The organism is Aurantibacter sp. UH7, from assembly GCF_056839165.1.
Window position 1 is genome coordinate 1,101,921 of sequence record NZ_CM166388.1, and the last position, 16,396, is coordinate 1,118,316.

General features: G+C 33.8%; 14 protein-coding genes and 1 tRNA gene. 6 read left to right on the forward strand and 9 right to left on the reverse strand.

The features are described from left to right. Positions 1 to 3 precede the first annotated feature (3 nt). Both UH7x_RS04805 and UH7x_RS04810 read right to left on the reverse strand, forming a co-directional pair. Positions 4 to 1,569 carry a peptide MFS transporter gene (locus UH7x_RS04805; protein WP_482362588.1) on the reverse strand — a complete coding sequence of 522 codons (1,566 nt, stop codon included), beginning with the start codon at positions 1,567 to 1,569 and terminating at the stop codon, positions 4 to 6. Positions 1,570 to 1,634: 65 nt separating this feature from the next. Then, on the reverse strand, positions 1,635 to 3,848 hold the full coding sequence (locus UH7x_RS04810) for a S9 family peptidase (RefSeq protein ID WP_482362589.1): 2,214 nt from the start codon (positions 3,846 to 3,848) through the stop codon (positions 1,635 to 1,637). Between the two features lie 115 nt (positions 3,849 to 3,963). Between UH7x_RS04810 and UH7x_RS04815 the strand changes: the two genes are divergently transcribed. Beyond that, entirely contained in the window at positions 3,964 to 5,331 is a 1,368-nt protein-coding gene (locus UH7x_RS04815) for a hydroxymethylglutaryl-CoA reductase, degradative (protein WP_482363576.1), read from the forward strand. A gap of 2 nt (positions 5,332 to 5,333) precedes the next feature. After that, positions 5,334 to 6,236 (forward strand): GYDIA family GHMP kinase, encoded by a 903-nt coding sequence (locus tag UH7x_RS04820; protein WP_482362590.1) that lies wholly within the window; start codon positions 5,334 to 5,336, stop codon positions 6,234 to 6,236. An 8-nt stretch (positions 6,237 to 6,244) separates the two neighbouring features. Here the strand turns inward: UH7x_RS04820 and UH7x_RS04825 are convergent, their stop codons facing one another. From UH7x_RS04825 to UH7x_RS04855, 7 genes are all read right to left on the reverse strand, one after another. Beyond that, entirely contained in the window at positions 6,245 to 8,371 is a 2,127-nt protein-coding gene (locus tag UH7x_RS04825; protein ID WP_482362591.1) for a peptidylprolyl isomerase, read from the reverse strand. 137 nt (positions 8,372 to 8,508) lie between these two features. Beyond that, positions 8,509 to 9,741, reverse strand: a complete 1,233-nt coding sequence (locus UH7x_RS04830; RefSeq protein WP_482363577.1) for a hemolysin family protein — start codon at positions 9,739 to 9,741, stop codon at positions 8,509 to 8,511. A gap of 53 nt (positions 9,742 to 9,794) precedes the next feature. Next, positions 9,795 to 10,001 (reverse strand): hypothetical protein, encoded by a 207-nt coding sequence (locus UH7x_RS04835; RefSeq protein WP_482362592.1) that lies wholly within the window; start codon positions 9,999 to 10,001, stop codon positions 9,795 to 9,797. Beyond that, positions 9,998 to 10,603 carry an LPS export ABC transporter periplasmic protein LptC gene (gene lptC, locus UH7x_RS04840; protein WP_482362593.1) on the reverse strand — a complete coding sequence of 202 codons (606 nt, stop codon included), beginning with the start codon at positions 10,601 to 10,603 and terminating at the stop codon, positions 9,998 to 10,000. Before lptC ends, UH7x_RS04835 begins: the two co-directional genes overlap by 4 nt. A gap of 2 nt (positions 10,604 to 10,605) precedes the next feature. Continuing rightward, the gene (locus UH7x_RS04845) at positions 10,606 to 11,979 is read right to left on the reverse strand and encodes a tetratricopeptide repeat protein (RefSeq protein WP_482362594.1); all 1,374 of its coding nucleotides are present in this window, start codon (positions 11,977 to 11,979) and stop codon (positions 10,606 to 10,608) included. A 200-nt stretch (positions 11,980 to 12,179) separates the two neighbouring features. Further along, on the reverse strand, positions 12,180 to 13,460 hold the full coding sequence (bamG, locus tag UH7x_RS04850) for a BamG family beta-barrel-assembly machinery protein (RefSeq protein WP_482362595.1): 1,281 nt from the start codon (positions 13,458 to 13,460) through the stop codon (positions 12,180 to 12,182). Further along, a complete protein-coding gene (locus tag UH7x_RS04855; protein WP_482362596.1) occupies positions 13,461 to 14,189 on the reverse strand; it encodes a type III pantothenate kinase in 729 nt (242 codons plus the stop codon). A 105-nt stretch (positions 14,190 to 14,294) separates the two neighbouring features. Between UH7x_RS04855 and UH7x_RS04860 the strand changes: the two genes are divergently transcribed. The 4 genes from UH7x_RS04860 (at position 14,295) to UH7x_RS04875 (ending at position 16,396) form a co-directional block, all read left to right on the forward strand. Beyond that, positions 14,295 to 14,367 (forward strand) — tRNA-Phe (locus tag UH7x_RS04860). Positions 14,368 to 14,407: 40 nt separating this feature from the next. Continuing rightward, complete coding sequence (locus UH7x_RS04865; RefSeq protein WP_482362597.1) at positions 14,408 to 14,689, forward strand: GIY-YIG nuclease family protein; 282 nt, start codon at positions 14,408 to 14,410, stop codon at positions 14,687 to 14,689. Between the two features lie 342 nt (positions 14,690 to 15,031). Next, the gene (locus UH7x_RS04870; RefSeq protein WP_482362598.1) at positions 15,032 to 15,202 is read left to right on the forward strand and encodes a DUF6747 family protein; all 171 of its coding nucleotides are present in this window, start codon (positions 15,032 to 15,034) and stop codon (positions 15,200 to 15,202) included. Between the two features lie 252 nt (positions 15,203 to 15,454). Beyond that, on the forward strand, positions 15,455 to 16,396 hold the full coding sequence (locus UH7x_RS04875) for a nucleoside hydrolase (protein ID WP_482362599.1): 942 nt from the start codon (positions 15,455 to 15,457) through the stop codon (positions 16,394 to 16,396).

A 16,396-nucleotide genomic window follows, 5' to 3' on the forward strand; every position in this document is an offset into this window, starting at 1 on the left:
GCATTAATGATCTGCTAATTCGAAACCTTCGTTTTCGTCATTATGCATAACAGTTTCTTTGTCTTCAGCTCCATGCGTAAGTCTTCTTAATGGTTTTATTAGAAGTATTACTAGAAAACCAAAAAGCACAGCAAAAATAAACAAGCCTCCAAATATATTTAGCTCTCCCGCTTTAGAGGCACTTTCTCCTATAACTCCGGCAACTTTATTACCCAAACCAGTTGCAGCCCAATATACACCCATCATAAGTGCCATATATCTGGCTGGAGCCAACTTGGTAAAAAAGGATAAAGAAACCGGAGACAAACATAGTTCGCCCATTGTATGAAAAAAATAGGCCAATACTAACCAGTACATTGCTGAACTACCGTTTGCTTCATATTCCATTGAAGCGAATACCATATAAACAAATCCTATGCCCATTATTATAACACCAGTAGCCATTTTAAAAAGTGAATCTGCCGCTTTTCCCTTTAGCTTTCTTTTAGCCCATATATTCGCTACAAAAACAGAAAACAGAATAATAAATCCGGCGTTAGCTCCCTGAAACCATGCAGCAGGAACCTCCATACCCATGAACATTCTATTTGTTTTCTCTTCAGCATAAAGGTTCATAAGTCCCCCCATTTGCTCAAAGCAACCCCAAAATACAATTACCATCAATAAAGACAATAATAACACAACATATCTATCTTTCTCTATCTGCCCATTCAGGTTTTTATAAATCATCATCATTAAACCCGTTATAAGGGCCAGAACAATAAATAAAACCCCAAAACCCCAACTATCTGCTCCTTCATATGTAAAACCAGCATAAAGAGCATACACCAGCATAACTGCCACTATGACTAATTGTAAAGGGGATTTAAATAATTGACCAAATAATGTTGACAAACTAATATCATTCGATTTATCTTCAATTGTTGGCACATTACCGACATGTGCCAAAAACCGTTGTCCATATAAATACACAAATAATCCAAGTGCCATTCCAATACCTGCAAGTCCAAATCCGGCGTGCCAGCCATAAATTGCTGCAACTAAGCCAACTGAAAGCGAGGCAGTAAACGAACCTAAGTTTATACCAACATAAAAAATACTGAAACCTTTATCTCTTCGAATATCATTCTGTTTATAAAGTCCACCAACCATTGTTGAAATATTCGGCTTTAGCATTCCCACGCCAAGAATTACCAAACCAAGACCAGTATAATAAGCCCAAATAGCATCAATTGCCAAAACTGCATGACCAGCAGTAAGCAATATTGCACCTATTGTAACTGCCTTTTTTTGGCCAATATATCTATCAGCAATAAAACCACCAGGAATACTCATTAAATAAACAAGCATGGTATACCAACCATATAGTGCCAATGCTTCTGTAGTTGACCAACCTAAACCAGATTGCGGGTCATTCTCCAAAGTTTTTGCAGTCATATACAATGTTAATAAGGCTCTCATACCGTAATAAGAGAAACGCTCCCACATCTCTGTAAAAAACAAAACGTACAATCCAACTGGATGACCAAATAGCTCTTTTCTATGTACTGGTTTAATTATATCTGCCATACTATTTATCCGTTATATACAATTAGAATTATACTCTTTTTATCAAAAATAAACTAAAAACAAAATCAGCCTTTTATCTTACCATCTTTTATATCCGAATTTTGTTCTGATGGCTTTCCTAAATTTTGATGAATAAAATCGGTCATTTTATTAAACAAGTGTACTCTTGTATTACCCCCATATATACCGTGGTTCTTATCTGGGTAAATAGCAGAATCGAATGGTTTATTAGCTTGTATTAAAGCTTCTGCCATGCGCATCGTATTTTGAAGGTGCACATTATCATCACCAGAGCCATGTATTAACAAATACTTTCCTTTTAAAAGTTCTGGGTAATTAAAAGGAGAATTATCATCATAACCACCTGGGTTTTCTTCCGGTGTACGCAAGAAACGCTCTGTATAAATAGTATCGTAAAAACGCCATGAAGTTACCGGCGCGACTGCAATAGCCATTTCAAAGACATCATTTCCTTTTAGAAGGGCATTGGTACTCATATGCCCTCCAAAACTCCAACCCCAAATACCAGTTCTATCTTCATCGATATAAGGCAGCTCACTCAATTTTTTAGCGGCAGCAATTTGATCTTCTGTTTCATACTTCACTAAATTTAAATATGTTGATTTTTTAAAATCTGCACCTTTAAATCCTGTACCTCTACCATCAACACAAACAATTAGGTAACCTTGTGCAGCCAGCATCTGGTGCCAATAATCACGATCACCCATCCATTTATTAGCCACAGATTGCGAACCAGGACCACTATATTGATACATTAACATTGGGTACTTATTGTTTGCATTAAAATTTGCTGGCTTAATCATATATATGTTAAGCTCGTTCCCATTAATATCAATAGTTGAAAACTCCTTCGGACTAAATTGATATGATTTCAATTTACTTTTTAAAGCTCCATTGTCGGTAATTACTTTTAATTTTTTACCGTATTTAGATTCGTGCAAAGAATATTGTGGTGGAGTAGTCGCACTTGAATATGTATTTATAAAATTTGAAAAATCCGCACTAAAATCTGCGGCATTACTCCCTTCTTGAGAAGACAATCGTTTTTTATTTTCTCCACTTGTTTCAATACTATAAACATCTCTATTAATCGAACCGTTTTCTGTAGATTGATAAAACACTTTATCATTTTCTTGATCATAACCATAGTAATTAGTTACTTCCCATTCACCTTTAGTAATCTGGTTCATTAGTTCACCATCTTGATTATATAAGTAAATGTGATTGTAGCCATCTTTCTCGCTAGTCCAAATAAAACTATCATCAGATAAGAAAGTAAGGTTATCCGTAACATCTATATAGGCCTTATCTGTTTCATCAAGCAAAACTCTTGTCGAATTATCTTTTGTGTTAACCTCAATCAACTGCAGATGATTTTGATGACGATTTAATGTTTGTAGACTTAGATAATTAGCATTATGCATCCATTCAAATCTGGGAATATAATACGGGTTACCGAGTTCAACTTTTGAAATATTTTTCGATTTTACATCAAAAAGGTGGAGGCTAACCACAGCATTATCTTGTCCAGCTTTCGGATATTTAAATTCTTCTTCGGTTGGATATAAACCAGTACCATAAATATCCATAGAAAATTGAGGCACATTAGTTTCATCAAACTTTATAAAGGCAATCTTAGTTCCGTCAGAATTCCATTTAAATGCACGTACAAATGCAAACTCTTCTTCATAAACCCAATCGGTAACACCATTGATAATTTTATTTTTGGCACCATCTTGGGTTATTTGTTCCGTTTGTTTTGTTGTTGTATCAAAAAGATAAATGTTATTTTGAAAAACGTAAGCAACTTGTTTTCCATCTGGTGAAAGTGCTGGAGATTGAATCTTGTTATCAGAAACTTTAATATTTCTTTTGCTCTTAATATCATAGATGTAATAAACACCGAGTCGTGAACGTCTATAAATAGATTCAATATCGGTTGCTAATAGTAATTTAGATTCATCATCACTAAACTCATAAGAAGTAAAAATTAAACCTCCGATATCAGCAGAAGAAACGATAACCTCATCTTTTGCTAATGTTCGATAATCATACTTATCTATGGATACAGTGCTCGCTTCAATATTTGTATTTAGAATGGTATACTGTTTTCCATTTTTCATAGAACGAAGAACATCCATACCTTGAGTTCTAAATGCACCTCCGTAAATTTCTTCTACAGTAATCTGTTTTTTCTGTGCTACTGCTGTCGTTAATATGGCAATAAACAGAAACGATACTAATTTTAAATTCTTCATCAATTTCAATAATGTTATAAAAATGCCAAGTTTAACGATAATTAACCAAAAATTAAACTTTATTGACAAAATAATATAAGTTTAACAGCGGTTTAGACTCATATTACAAAGTGAGATAGATTATAAGGCTAATTGTTATCTTTGTAGTCATAATTTAACCACCATGTCCACCCCTATTTCTGGATTTTCAAAACTTACCAAAGAAGAAAAAATTGATTGGTTAGCTTCTCAATACACTACTGATTCTGAGCAGACTAAGACAATTTTAAAAAACTATTGGAATTCTGACACCAATCTGCAGCAATTGCACGATGAGTTTATTGAAAACACAATTTCAAACTTTTACCTACCACTTGGAATCGCACCTAATTTCTTGATTAACAATAAATTAATCGCCATACCTATGGCTATTGAAGAAAGTTCTGTGGTTGCCGCTGCCAGTAGGTCTGCAAAATTTTGGCTCGAAAGAGGCGGTTTTAAAACTACCATTTTAGGGACTGAAAAAGTGGGTCAGGTTCATTTTATTTTCAAAGGAAATACCGAAAAACTGCATATTTTTTTCAATAAAATAAAATCAAAACTTCATTCGGCAACCAAACACCTCACCCAAAGCATGGAAAAACGTGGTGGTGGTATTATAGATATAGAATTAAGAGACAAAACAGCCTTGCTACCAAACTATTACCAATTGCACTGCACTTTTGAGACCAAAGATGCAATGGGCGCTAATTTTATTAATTCTTGCTTAGAACATTTAGCAAAAACCTTAAAAGAAGAAGCTAACAATTATTCAAGTTTCACACCAGCTGAAAAAGAAATAGAAGTGGTGATGAGTATCTTATCTAATTATGTACCCAATTGTGTAGTAAGAGCAGAAGTTAGTTGCCCTATCGAAGATCTGAATATCAAAGCAAACCTAGCACCTTTTGAGTTTGCTAACAAAATAGAAAGAGCAGTACAAATAGCCAATGTAGAACCGCATAGAGCTGTTACCCATAATAAAGGTATAATGAATGGTGTTGATGCTGTTGTATTAGCTACTGGTAACGATTTTAGGGCTATAGAAGCAGGTGTACATGCGTACGCTGCAAAAGATGGCCATTATCGCAGTTTAACCAGTGTAAGTATAGCACAAGGTATATTCAATTTCAGCATAGAATTACCGCTGGCAATAGGCACTGTAGGTGGTTTAACCAGTATACATCCATTAGCTAAATTGTCTTTAGAATTATTACAAAGGCCATCTGCGGAAGAGCTAATGCAAATAATAGCCGTAGCAGGACTGGCACAGAACTTTGCAGCACTTAGTGCTCTTGTTACTACAGGCATTCAGCAAGGCCATATGAAAATGCATTTGGGCAATATTCTGAATCAATTAGGGGCCACAGCAATACAAAAAGAAATATTAACGAAACGGTTTAATACAGAAACGGTTTCGCATACTGCAGTTGCAGAAGCACTAACTGCCCTGAATAATAACTAATAATGACCTACTACAGCAACGGTAAATTATTACTAACAGGTGAATATGCTGTGTTAGATGGCGCCCTAGCACTTGCAATACCTACTAAGTATGGGCAATCATTAAAAGTTACAGAAACCAATTCTTTCGAAATTATTTGGAAGAGTTATGATGAAAAAGGGATTGTTTGGTTTGAGGCTAATTTTAGTCTGCCGTCTTTAAATAGTATTGATTGTAATGATACAGACCTAGGCAATAGGTTATCGGAAATACTTAGGGAAGCTCAAAAAATAAATCCTGAATTCTTAAAAGATTCAAAGGGGTATGCTATTGAAGCCACTATAGATTTTCCAAGAAATTGGGGCTTAGGCACTTCTTCCACATTAATTAACAATATTGCGCAGTGGGCGAATATAAATGCCTTTGAATTATTAAAAAACTCATTCGGTGGTAGTGGCTATGATATTGCATGCGCACAAAATAACACACCTATTTTGTATCAATTAGAACAAGGTAAGCCAACAGTTCTAAAAACTTCATTCACAAAAGAATTTATTCAGAATTTATACTTTGTTCATCTAAATGAAAAACAAAATAGCCGAGATGAAATTGCACGGTACAACAATCAAGAAATAGATAAATCGAATTTGGTTCAAAAACTTTCTTCAATAACCAATCAGATAATTAATTGTAAAAACTTATCAGAGTTTGAACTTCTCTTAAATATTCATGAAACAATTCTTGGGTCTGTATTAAATACTACGCCCGTCAAAAAATTACTTTTTGAAGATTTTAAAGGTGCTGTAAAAAGCTTGGGAGCTTGGGGTGGTGATTTTGTATTAGCAACTGGCGATGAAAGTACTCCAGACTATTTCAAAAAAAAGGGATACACAACCGTGATCCCTTTTAATTCTATGATGCTATAAAAATTAGTCTAGTAAAACACTGACCTGTTATCTTCTATTTCAGCGCCTTCTTTAAGAGCGTTATATACTGCAGTATTTACTTTGGCAGCAGCTGCAGACTTTAAATTATTAGCATACGTGCTATAATTATCCAATTTTGCAGCTTCTTGTTTCTTATTCAAGGTTACTATAAAAATACCCGTTTCACCTTCGATTAATCCAGATGTTTCACCTTCATTCATCGCATAAGCCGTACCCACTACAAGTGGCTCACTACCAGCACCAGGAATCGTTGGCGACTTAACCGTTACAGCAGTAGCAGTTGATGCAGAAACATTATTGTCTTTTGCAAAATCATCTATAGACTTGCCTTTATTAGCTCCAATAATTTGAGCTGCTTTTCTTTCTTTTCTAATTTTAGGAAGAACAGTAGCAGATGCATCTTCAACAGTCATTAATCCTTTGGCATATGTAGCAGTCAATTGTACAACAGCATATCCGTTATCAACTTCAAATCTTTTTATCTCACCAAGTTCTGTATCTTCATTAAATGCCCATTGAACAATAGCTCGCTGTGCAGAAAGTCCTGGCAAGTTTTCATCCATTGCCTTAATTTTATTAACTGGTCGTATTACAAACCCTTTTTCTTTAGCTAAATCAGAAAATGCTTTATCCGAACTTTTAGAATCGCTTTCAAATTGAGTAGCATCGGTAAATAATTTATTAAGTGTTTCTTCCGACGCTTCAATCTCACGTACTAATGTTGCTATTTGAACAATATCTTCTTTATCGTCTACTTTAATAATATGAAAGCCAAAATCGGTTTCTACCATACCTATAGTTCCTACAGCATTTCCGAATGCAAAGTCATTAAATTTTGGCACCATTGTACCTTCTTGAAAATAACCTAAATCTCCACCATTAGCTGCAGATGGTCCATCAGAATTATCACGAGCTAATTCTACAAATACAACATCCTTTTTCTTAGCTTCTCTCAACAAACGTTTTGCTTCAGCCTCCGCTTCTTCTTTTGTTCTAGTAACTTCTGGGTTAGCACGCTGTGCTCCAACATAGCCAATTAAAATATGACTTGCTTTAACCGAACCATTAGCTTTTCTACCCATCATTCTTGAAATCTTAAAAGCATCGCCATCTCTATAAGGTCCAAATACTTCACCTACTTTTAAACCCATTAAGGTATCAGCGTATTTAGCAGGCAATTGCTTTTTAGCTTTGTAAATTGTATCAAACTTTACATCTGAATGGCGATCCAAAAATGCTTCCATATCAGTTGTTGTACTAAAACCAGCAATTGTATCCGTTTTATCGGTCTGTTGATTATATTCTACCGTTTCATTTAATAGACCTATAACTGCATCTTCAACACTTTTTACATCGGCGTCAGAAGGTTTTTCATTAAAATATACAAACTGTAAGTCTCTAGCAGGGTCTTGCTTGTAATCATCTTTATGAGCACTGATATAGCTTGAAATTTCGCTCTTCGTTACATTAATAGTACTATCTGGAATTGAAGTGAATGGAACCCGAACATATTTAATATCTAGTTTTTCATTCGCCAATTTGTAATCAAGTTCTCCTTCTTTTAAGGAAGATCCAACACCAGCCTTAATTAAATTAAAATAAGTCTGTTCTTTGGCACTTTGAATAATAGAAGTTTCGTCTTGAAGCCAAAGGTTATACTGATCAGGGCTATTTACTTTTAAATCTGCAATAAACTGCTTGAATTTGAATTCATCAAAAATTCCATCCTCATTTAAAAATTGTGGATTCTGGGAATATCCAGGATTTGTTTTGATGTAGTTCATAATTTGATCTTTTTCGATATCTACACCAAGATCCTCGAATTGAGCACCTAAAATAGAATTACGAACTTCTTGATCCCAAACTTGATTTACTACTTGCATAGTAGAAGAGGTGGGTCCCATTCTGCGACTTAGGCTTTCTACTTTTTGTCTGAATGCGTCTACAGGTACTTCAATATCGTTTACTTCTCCAATTGCAGAACCAACTTTGTTTCCACCGCCACCCATACTTCCGCTACTAAATATTCCGGAAATCACAAATGCGAATAAAGCCAAACCAATAATCAAGATTAATATGGTTGTTTGCTTTCTAATATTGCCTAAAATTGCCATCTTCTGTATTATTTTAAATCAGTTGGCGAAATTAGTGTTTTCCTGTTAATTATTAAAGGAATTTATTGAAACAACAGCAATTGCAATAGTTGGTCAATACATAGAGAACCAGCGCTTTGAAGAAGCACAGCAATGACTTAGGAGTCCTTATCTATTATTTGCAAGCTAATAGTATCTATTTTATTACTAGACACCTCTAATATGGTGAAAAGAAAATTATCTATTTTAATTTCGGATTTAAGTTCAGGAATTTCTCCTGTGTTATGCACTAAAAGGCCAGCTAAGGTCTCATACTCCTCACTTTTAGGTAACTCAATTTTATAGATTTCGTTGATATAATCTACTTCTAAACGTGCTGAAAACTTAAACTTAGTTTCGTCGATTTGTTCTTCGATATGATCTGTACTATCATGTTCATCTTCAATTTCTCCAAAAAGCTCTTCTACAATATCTTCAACCGTCATAATACCAGAGGTACCACCATATTCATCGAGTACTACAGCAATACTCTTTCTCTTTTTTGTAAGAACATCTAAAATATCATGTATTAGCATTGTCTCCGGAACAAATTCCACCGGCAACAAAATACTCTTTACTGTTTTCGGCTTTTTAAAAAGTTCAAACGAATGAACATAACCGATAATATTATCAATAGTATCTTTAAAAACCAATATTTTAGAATATCCTGTTTCACTAAAAAGCTTAGTAAGGTTTTTAGGAGTTTCATGAAGCTCTACCGCCATTACCTCAGTTCTTGGCACCATTACTTCTCGTGCTTTTACAGTTGAAAAATCAAGAGCATTTTGAAATATTTGAATTTCTGAATCTACCTCATCTTCTTCTTCTACAGCGTCCATTTGCTCTGTAATATAATCTCCAAGTTCAATTTTACTAAAAGCCAGTTCAACTTCATCACCATCAGTTTTTAGAAAAGTTCGAAGAATAAAATCGGAAACCCAAATCACAAAATCGGACACAAGTGAAAATAGCAAATAGAATATATACGCAGGTAATGCTAATATTTTAAGCAGTGAATTAGAATAAATCTGAAAAATAACTTTAGGCAGAAATTCAGCTGTTAATAGTATAACCAGTGTCGAAATAACCGTCTGTGTTAACAATCTAAAATCTGTAAAAAGCAGATTTAAGAAGCTACCAGTAGTAGTATCAAAACCAGCAAACCAATTCATTAGAAAATCACCCATGAAGAAGCCGTAGATAACTAAAGCAATGTTGTTGCCAATTAACATTGTAGCAATATACTTCGATGGTCTTTTAGTAAGCTTTGATAGAATTTGGGCTAAAAAGCCTTCTTGCTTTTTTTCAATTTCAATATGAATCTTATTTGCTGAAATAAAGGCAATCTCCATCCCTGAAAAAAAAGCAGAAAATAATAAAGCGGCAATAATTATGGTAATTTCCACTAGTTACTCTTATTATCTTGTTGATGTTTTTCAAACTTCATACGGTAGTTTCTTCTAAAAACAAACATGCCTACTGATACAATAGCAAAAAAGATAAACAAGTATGCATTGTTACGATCTACATTCCAATCAGTAAATATTCTATAAAGTGAAAAGAATGCCACAATTAAATATAGATATTCGGTATACTTTAAAATCTTAATCATTTGTCTTCGTCTTTTATTAACATTAGACCATAAGTCTTATGCGCATTCAGTAAACTTAAATCTTTGTTGAAATCCATTCCTTCACCATCCATAATGGTTCCGTCTTCAGGATTGGTATATGTGAATTTTTCTTGCGTAAATATCCAATCATTTCCTTGGTCTAAATACAGTTGCGGTGCCTCTAACTTTTTACCGTCATGACCTTCAATCACCACATTACCTTGCAAATCTATCAAATTTGTAACAACATAAATAATTCCGTAATCAGCAGTAACCACACTTTTATTTCCTTCTTGATCAAAATAGTCTACTTGTAAACCATTCGGAAATATACGATGAGCAAAATTTAAATTTGTAAAACTCTCACAAAGGGGACTGGTTAGAACTGCATTTACATGTGCTGAATCAATTTTTTCATTTCTTAGTTCTTCATCTAAGGTAGAATAATTCATTACAAAATTTTCAGCAATACCTTCTGGAAACAAAAGTGGAGCCGCTTCATCACCTACTCTTTTATAGCCATCATTACAAGCAAAAAAAAACATTGCCACAATAAAAATCGTGGCAATGTTCCTAATATAGTAAGTTGAAAATATTTTCATTCTTATATGCTCGGCACCTTAACGCTGCCACCAACCCAACAGTTGAATTTTATTGTTTCACCAGCTTTACCCGAGCTAAAAATCATCTCTTTCGAAGGTGCTCTTTCTGAGTAACTTCTTGCAGATTTATTAGCTGTACCACTTAATGATGGATCCACTCTACCTGCTTGTCTAGCCAAGTCAGCTGCTTTCCAGTATATAGCTCTTTTAGAAAAGGTATCAGTACCACAAGCATTAGCACTCGTTGCGTAAAGATTAGCAATTAACAAATAAGCACGCCCGTTAGCAGAATTGGCATCTATTGCTTTCTGCGCATACTTTCTAGCTGTAGATTTACTACCTTTTCTTTTGTTAATTACAGCAACCTTGTAAGCTATTTTAGATTTCTTAATATTATCTGTTTCTAGGCTTAATGCTTTATCAAAATCAGCTAATGCACCTGCAGAATCTCCATTTTTCATTTTAAGTGTACCACCATAAACATATGCATCAGCAGAAGGATCTAAAGCCAATTGCGCTTCAAACAGTTTTTGAAACATTGGATCGTCTGTACATTCTTTATTAAACATAAGACTAACAGCCCTTTTTACCCATTCTACATTACCCTTATTTTGTTCAAAAGTTTTCTGATATAAAGGAATTAAGTTTTCACAATCTGCTAAAGGACCCAATTTAGAATCGATACTCCCTGCAATTTTACCAAAAGACTCAGAGTTTGTACGATCTGCTTTAAGAATTTTCTTTTCTTTTGAAGTTAATGTACCTGCTTCTTCTTTAGGTAAAAGTTTAGCAATTCTATTTGTTCTTATAGTAATTTCTTCTTCTACTTTAGCCGTTACATCATCATAGACATCAAAAACTTCTTGAAGATCTTTTTTGCCTGTTTTATGTAAATCCACTAAACTAGAAAAGTACAAGTATAAAGCCTTTGGGTTCTTAAAATTATCGCGATCTTCTTTCATCGCTTGCCCTAGATTATCATAAATTTCTTCATCATCAGCCATTTTATTATCATACTTCAACATAATCTTGTCGATAATAACATCTGCCTTCTTCGTTTTTGCTGGGAAATATTTTAAGCTATTATCATATAAGGTCATCAAATCGGTAATAAAACCATCTTTTTCAGCACCAGAAGACTTTTTTATTTTGTCTTTTAAAATACGCTCACCGTACAAAAAGTTAGCTCTATTTATATCAGGACAATTGTCATAAACCATTTTCCATGGCGTGTATGCCGCATCATAATTTTTAACCTTAGCGTGTTCCACATAAATGGAAAGGTTGGTCATACATTCTTGATTTTGGGCTTGGGCATTAACTGCCGTAAAGAACCCTAAAAAGAGTATTGCCGTAAAGTAAAATTTCGTTTTCATATTATTTGATTATTTACAGGGGGTTAAAATACTAATTTTTTTCAATAACACTATAGTGATATCTTCAAAATGCCATCAGTAAACAGTTAAATAACATTACTGATGTTAATTTAAAAAAATACATTTAAAATAAAAATCACCAATAATATGATTTTTAGATAGACTTTTCAAAAAAAAACCAGCTAAGAATCTAAAAAAGATTAATCAATTTTTCTTTTTTGGAACCAAATATCGTTTAATGATAAACCTACATTAATTTTAAAATAACTTTCTTCAATTAAATCTGCCGAAGTAGTTCCTCTTCTTCCGAGTTCAAAACCAAGGTTTAAATTAGAAAAACTTCTACCCAGCGGTAAACCAAATCCAAAAGTTATGCCAAAATTGTTTATATCGGTATTATTTACAACCATACCTGTTCTATCAAGGCGTAAACCAGCCCTATAAGTTATTCGTTTCCAGTAGCTTGAAAACGGTCCTGCTTCTGGAATATAGAATCCTCCTAATGCCAGCGTACTAGCATCTTTATAAACCAAGTTATCTATTGCTAAAAATTCATTTTCAAAAGAGCTCATTTGCTGAAAGCTGTATTCAGCCCCTAAAAACCACGATTGCTCTTTTCCATAACCAATACCCAAAGTAGTTTTAGTTGGTATTTTAATATCAGTATTTTTCAACACCAAGGCATCTAAATCAACTTCATACGTTTCTTCATCGCCGCCATCTATTAGTGAAAACGAACCAACTTCTTTAGTGTTTTCCGAGGTTAAATTCGCCTGGGTATTAATGCGCAAAGAAGCAACCAAGGTATGATTGTTCTTAAAAGTTGGGGCATAGTTCAATGCATAATTAAAGTCGAATCCATTTACTCTAGACGACCGATTATCTTGTACGCCTAGCTGAACACCTTCGGTACTTTGTATTCTTCTACTTTCTAAGGTTCCAAAATTAAGATTCGCCGTTGCACCAACACTCAAGTTCTTGGCAAACTCCCATCCAACCGAAAAATAAGCCTTGTTCAGTCCGCCACTACCTATATATTGATTGGTTAAAGTTGAATCCGCCGTAACAGACACCAAATTATACCCTACCGATGATACTGGCATAATACCAAAACCGATTCCTAGTCCTTCTTTCAGACTAAGCCCAATAGCCAAATAATCTAAATTCGTTATATTATTACTCTCTTGAGCTGTATAACTTTTCAATTGAAGTTGTTTATAGGACATACCTGCAGTGTAAGTAGTCATACCAAAGTTATCTCCAAACTTCACTCCCAATTGACTGTATGCAGCCGGATTTTGAAGGTTTACGTGTATACTATCTGCATACATACCAATTCCGCCCATCATTTGGTTCTCGTAAGTACTTTGAGACCTTAAATCACCAATACCAAAATAAGAGTAAGGGGAAACTGAACCATCTTGCGCAAAAACACCTGTAGCGGCTATTAACGCTATAACAATACCAATTTTTTTAATCATTTAATGCTTATTGTATTCCAACAGATAATTCAATCCTTCTAGTAGAAAATTTGGATTCGCAAATATGGGATTTTTTAACCGTTTAGACAAAAATTCGGCATCACCTCCTGTTAAAATAACTGTTAAATCTCTAAAGCGCGATTTATACTGGGTTATAACACCATCCATTTCGGCACACATTCCAATATAAACTCCGCTATGTATACTTGTTTCTGTAGAATTACCAATAAGGTCTAGCACATCTGCTTTCTCTAAAAGTGGTAATTTTGCAGTTTGTTCGCTCAATGCCCTATATCTCATATTGAGTCCAGGTGATATAGCACCACCAAGATATTCACCATAATCATTAATCATATCATAAGTTAAACATGTACCTGAATCTAAAACCAAGGTATTCCCTTTTGTATTATGATAAAAAGCTGCAGTTGCTAAAGCAATACGATCTACACCTAAAGTACTTGGCGTAGCATATGAATTTTTAAATGGAGTCTTTGTTTTGGATGTTAATTGAATGACTTTGCAAAAAACTGCCAACACTGCAAGTGTTTTTGGCTCAAGATTTCTGACAGAAGCTACCATACCCCATTTAATTCTAGGATACACGTCGCAAATTTCTTTTAGTCGTTTTGGCAAGCCATTTTCATCTGCAATTTCCTGAAAGACAAGCTGTTCTTTATCAAAGACTGCTACTTTTATTGAGGTATTTCCGGCATCTAAAACTATGTTCATACAGCAAAGTTCGAAAAATGTATTCTAATGAATGCCTTTTTTTTGTGTTTTTTGTTTGTAGTTCCTTTTTTTGAAATTATATTTGCCACCGCTTTAAGAAAGCATGGTGCCTTAGCTCAGTTGGTAGAGCAATGGACTGAAAATCCATGTGTCCCTGGTTCGATTCCTGGAGGCACCACACAAAAACCCCGCAACAGCGGGGTTTTTTAGTTTTAAATATGCGTTATTTATACATTTTACATAGCGAGCAAATAGATAAATATTACACTGGGGAATCTAAAAACCCGGAAGAAAGACTTGTACTTCATAACAAACATCATTTCAAAACTAATTTTACTAAAGCTGCTGCTGATTGGAAAATTGTTCTAAAACACAAATGCAACTCAAAAATTGAAGCACTATTCTTAGAGAAATTCATTAAAAGAATGAAAAGCAAAAAGTTTATTTTAAAAATAATTGAGAATCCTGAAATTTTGACTGATATCAGCAATAAAAAATGACCTGATTCCCCCGAAGTTTCGGGGCTGGAGGCACCACACAAAAACCCCGCAACAGCGGGGTTTTTTAGTTTTAAATATTATTAAAAGAATTGTTCACCATATTAATTAAGTATTCATCTAAGTAGAAATAATACAAAATACTAAAGGCAGCTATACTAGATAAGAAAAAAATGTAGCCAATACCCTACATAGTTTAATATATAACGATACTTCTCATCTATCTTATCTAACCATTAATCTATTGGCACTGTCATAAAACAGAGTTAACAGCACTTCAACAAAAAAGTTAGTTCTAAGGATCTTCTAACCGCACCTTTGTCCACTAATCCCAAAAAAATAATTATGAAAACAATTTTACTTATCAAGGAAATCTATCACGAAGGATTTAAAAATCTCGGAAACTTAATCGTTAAGAAATACTTTAAATTTTTCGCATGGTTTACTTTTATAATGTTTACTGTAGTGCTCTATGCATTTATTTACAGAGTATCCACAGGATTTCCTTTTGATTAAGGTTAAAAAAAATACGAATTCATTAAAATTTACGCTTTAAAGAATATTATCAATAAGATCTATTGAAATTCTTAAGAGTAAAGACTTATTATATGAACCGCAACCTAATCGTTGCGGTTTTTTTTATTGAAAATATAGAAAAACCCACACCTTTTGGTAAGGATTATTTTATTTACACTACTTATTACAAGCTTTCAAAATAACGAACAATAACCCTATCTTGGAAAAATAAGGTCATTTCTAAGCGATTACATGAAAAAATATATCCTATTAAACATTTTAATTTTAAGTTTTTTTTCGCTGTCACAGTGTTTAGGACAAAGTGAAAATGATAAAATTCAAATTATTATTGATGCGGATACCGCAAATGAAGTAGATGATCTGTACGCATTGGTTCGGGCTATTAATGAACCAAAACTTAATTTATTAGGAATAACTTCAGCACAATTCCACACGTCTCCATTGGCATCTGACTCATCTGTTTATGAAAGTCAGAAAATAAATGAGGAATTACTACAACTATTACATAGAGAAGATATCACCTTGCCTTTAGGCAGTAATCATCCACTAAAAAACAAATTAACCGCAGCAGATTCAGAAGCAGCAAATTTTATTATTAGAAAGGCCCATGAAATGCATGCTGACCAAAAATTACAAGTTGTAATTCTAGGTCCATGTACCAATTTAGCCTCAGCTATATTAAAAGACATTACAATAATACCAAAAATACAGGCGCATTACATTGGTTTTTGGCACGATACAGCAAAAAACACGTATGACAAAAATGAATTTAATACAAGAAACGATTCACTAGCCGTAGACGTATTATTGAACGCACCGAATCTAGATTTTTCAGTAATGACTGCTACCACTAGTCAGCATCTAGTATTTAATAAAAAAGAAGTTGACGACAAATTAAAAGATAAAGGAGGTGTTTCTGATTATTTAGTTAATCGATGGGAAACTTATAACCGATGGTGGACAAAGGAAGATTCAGAAAAACAAAAATGGATATTTTGGGATCTTGCAATTATCGAAGCCTTAATTCATCCTGAATTAGCAGAAAAAACTACATTTATGTCACCAGAAGAAAATTTACAACGACCAATAACAATTTATACGACTATTGATTCCCCTAAAATGATTTCTGATTTTTGGTTGCATTGCTCCAAAATTCAAATCAATAAAAATTGA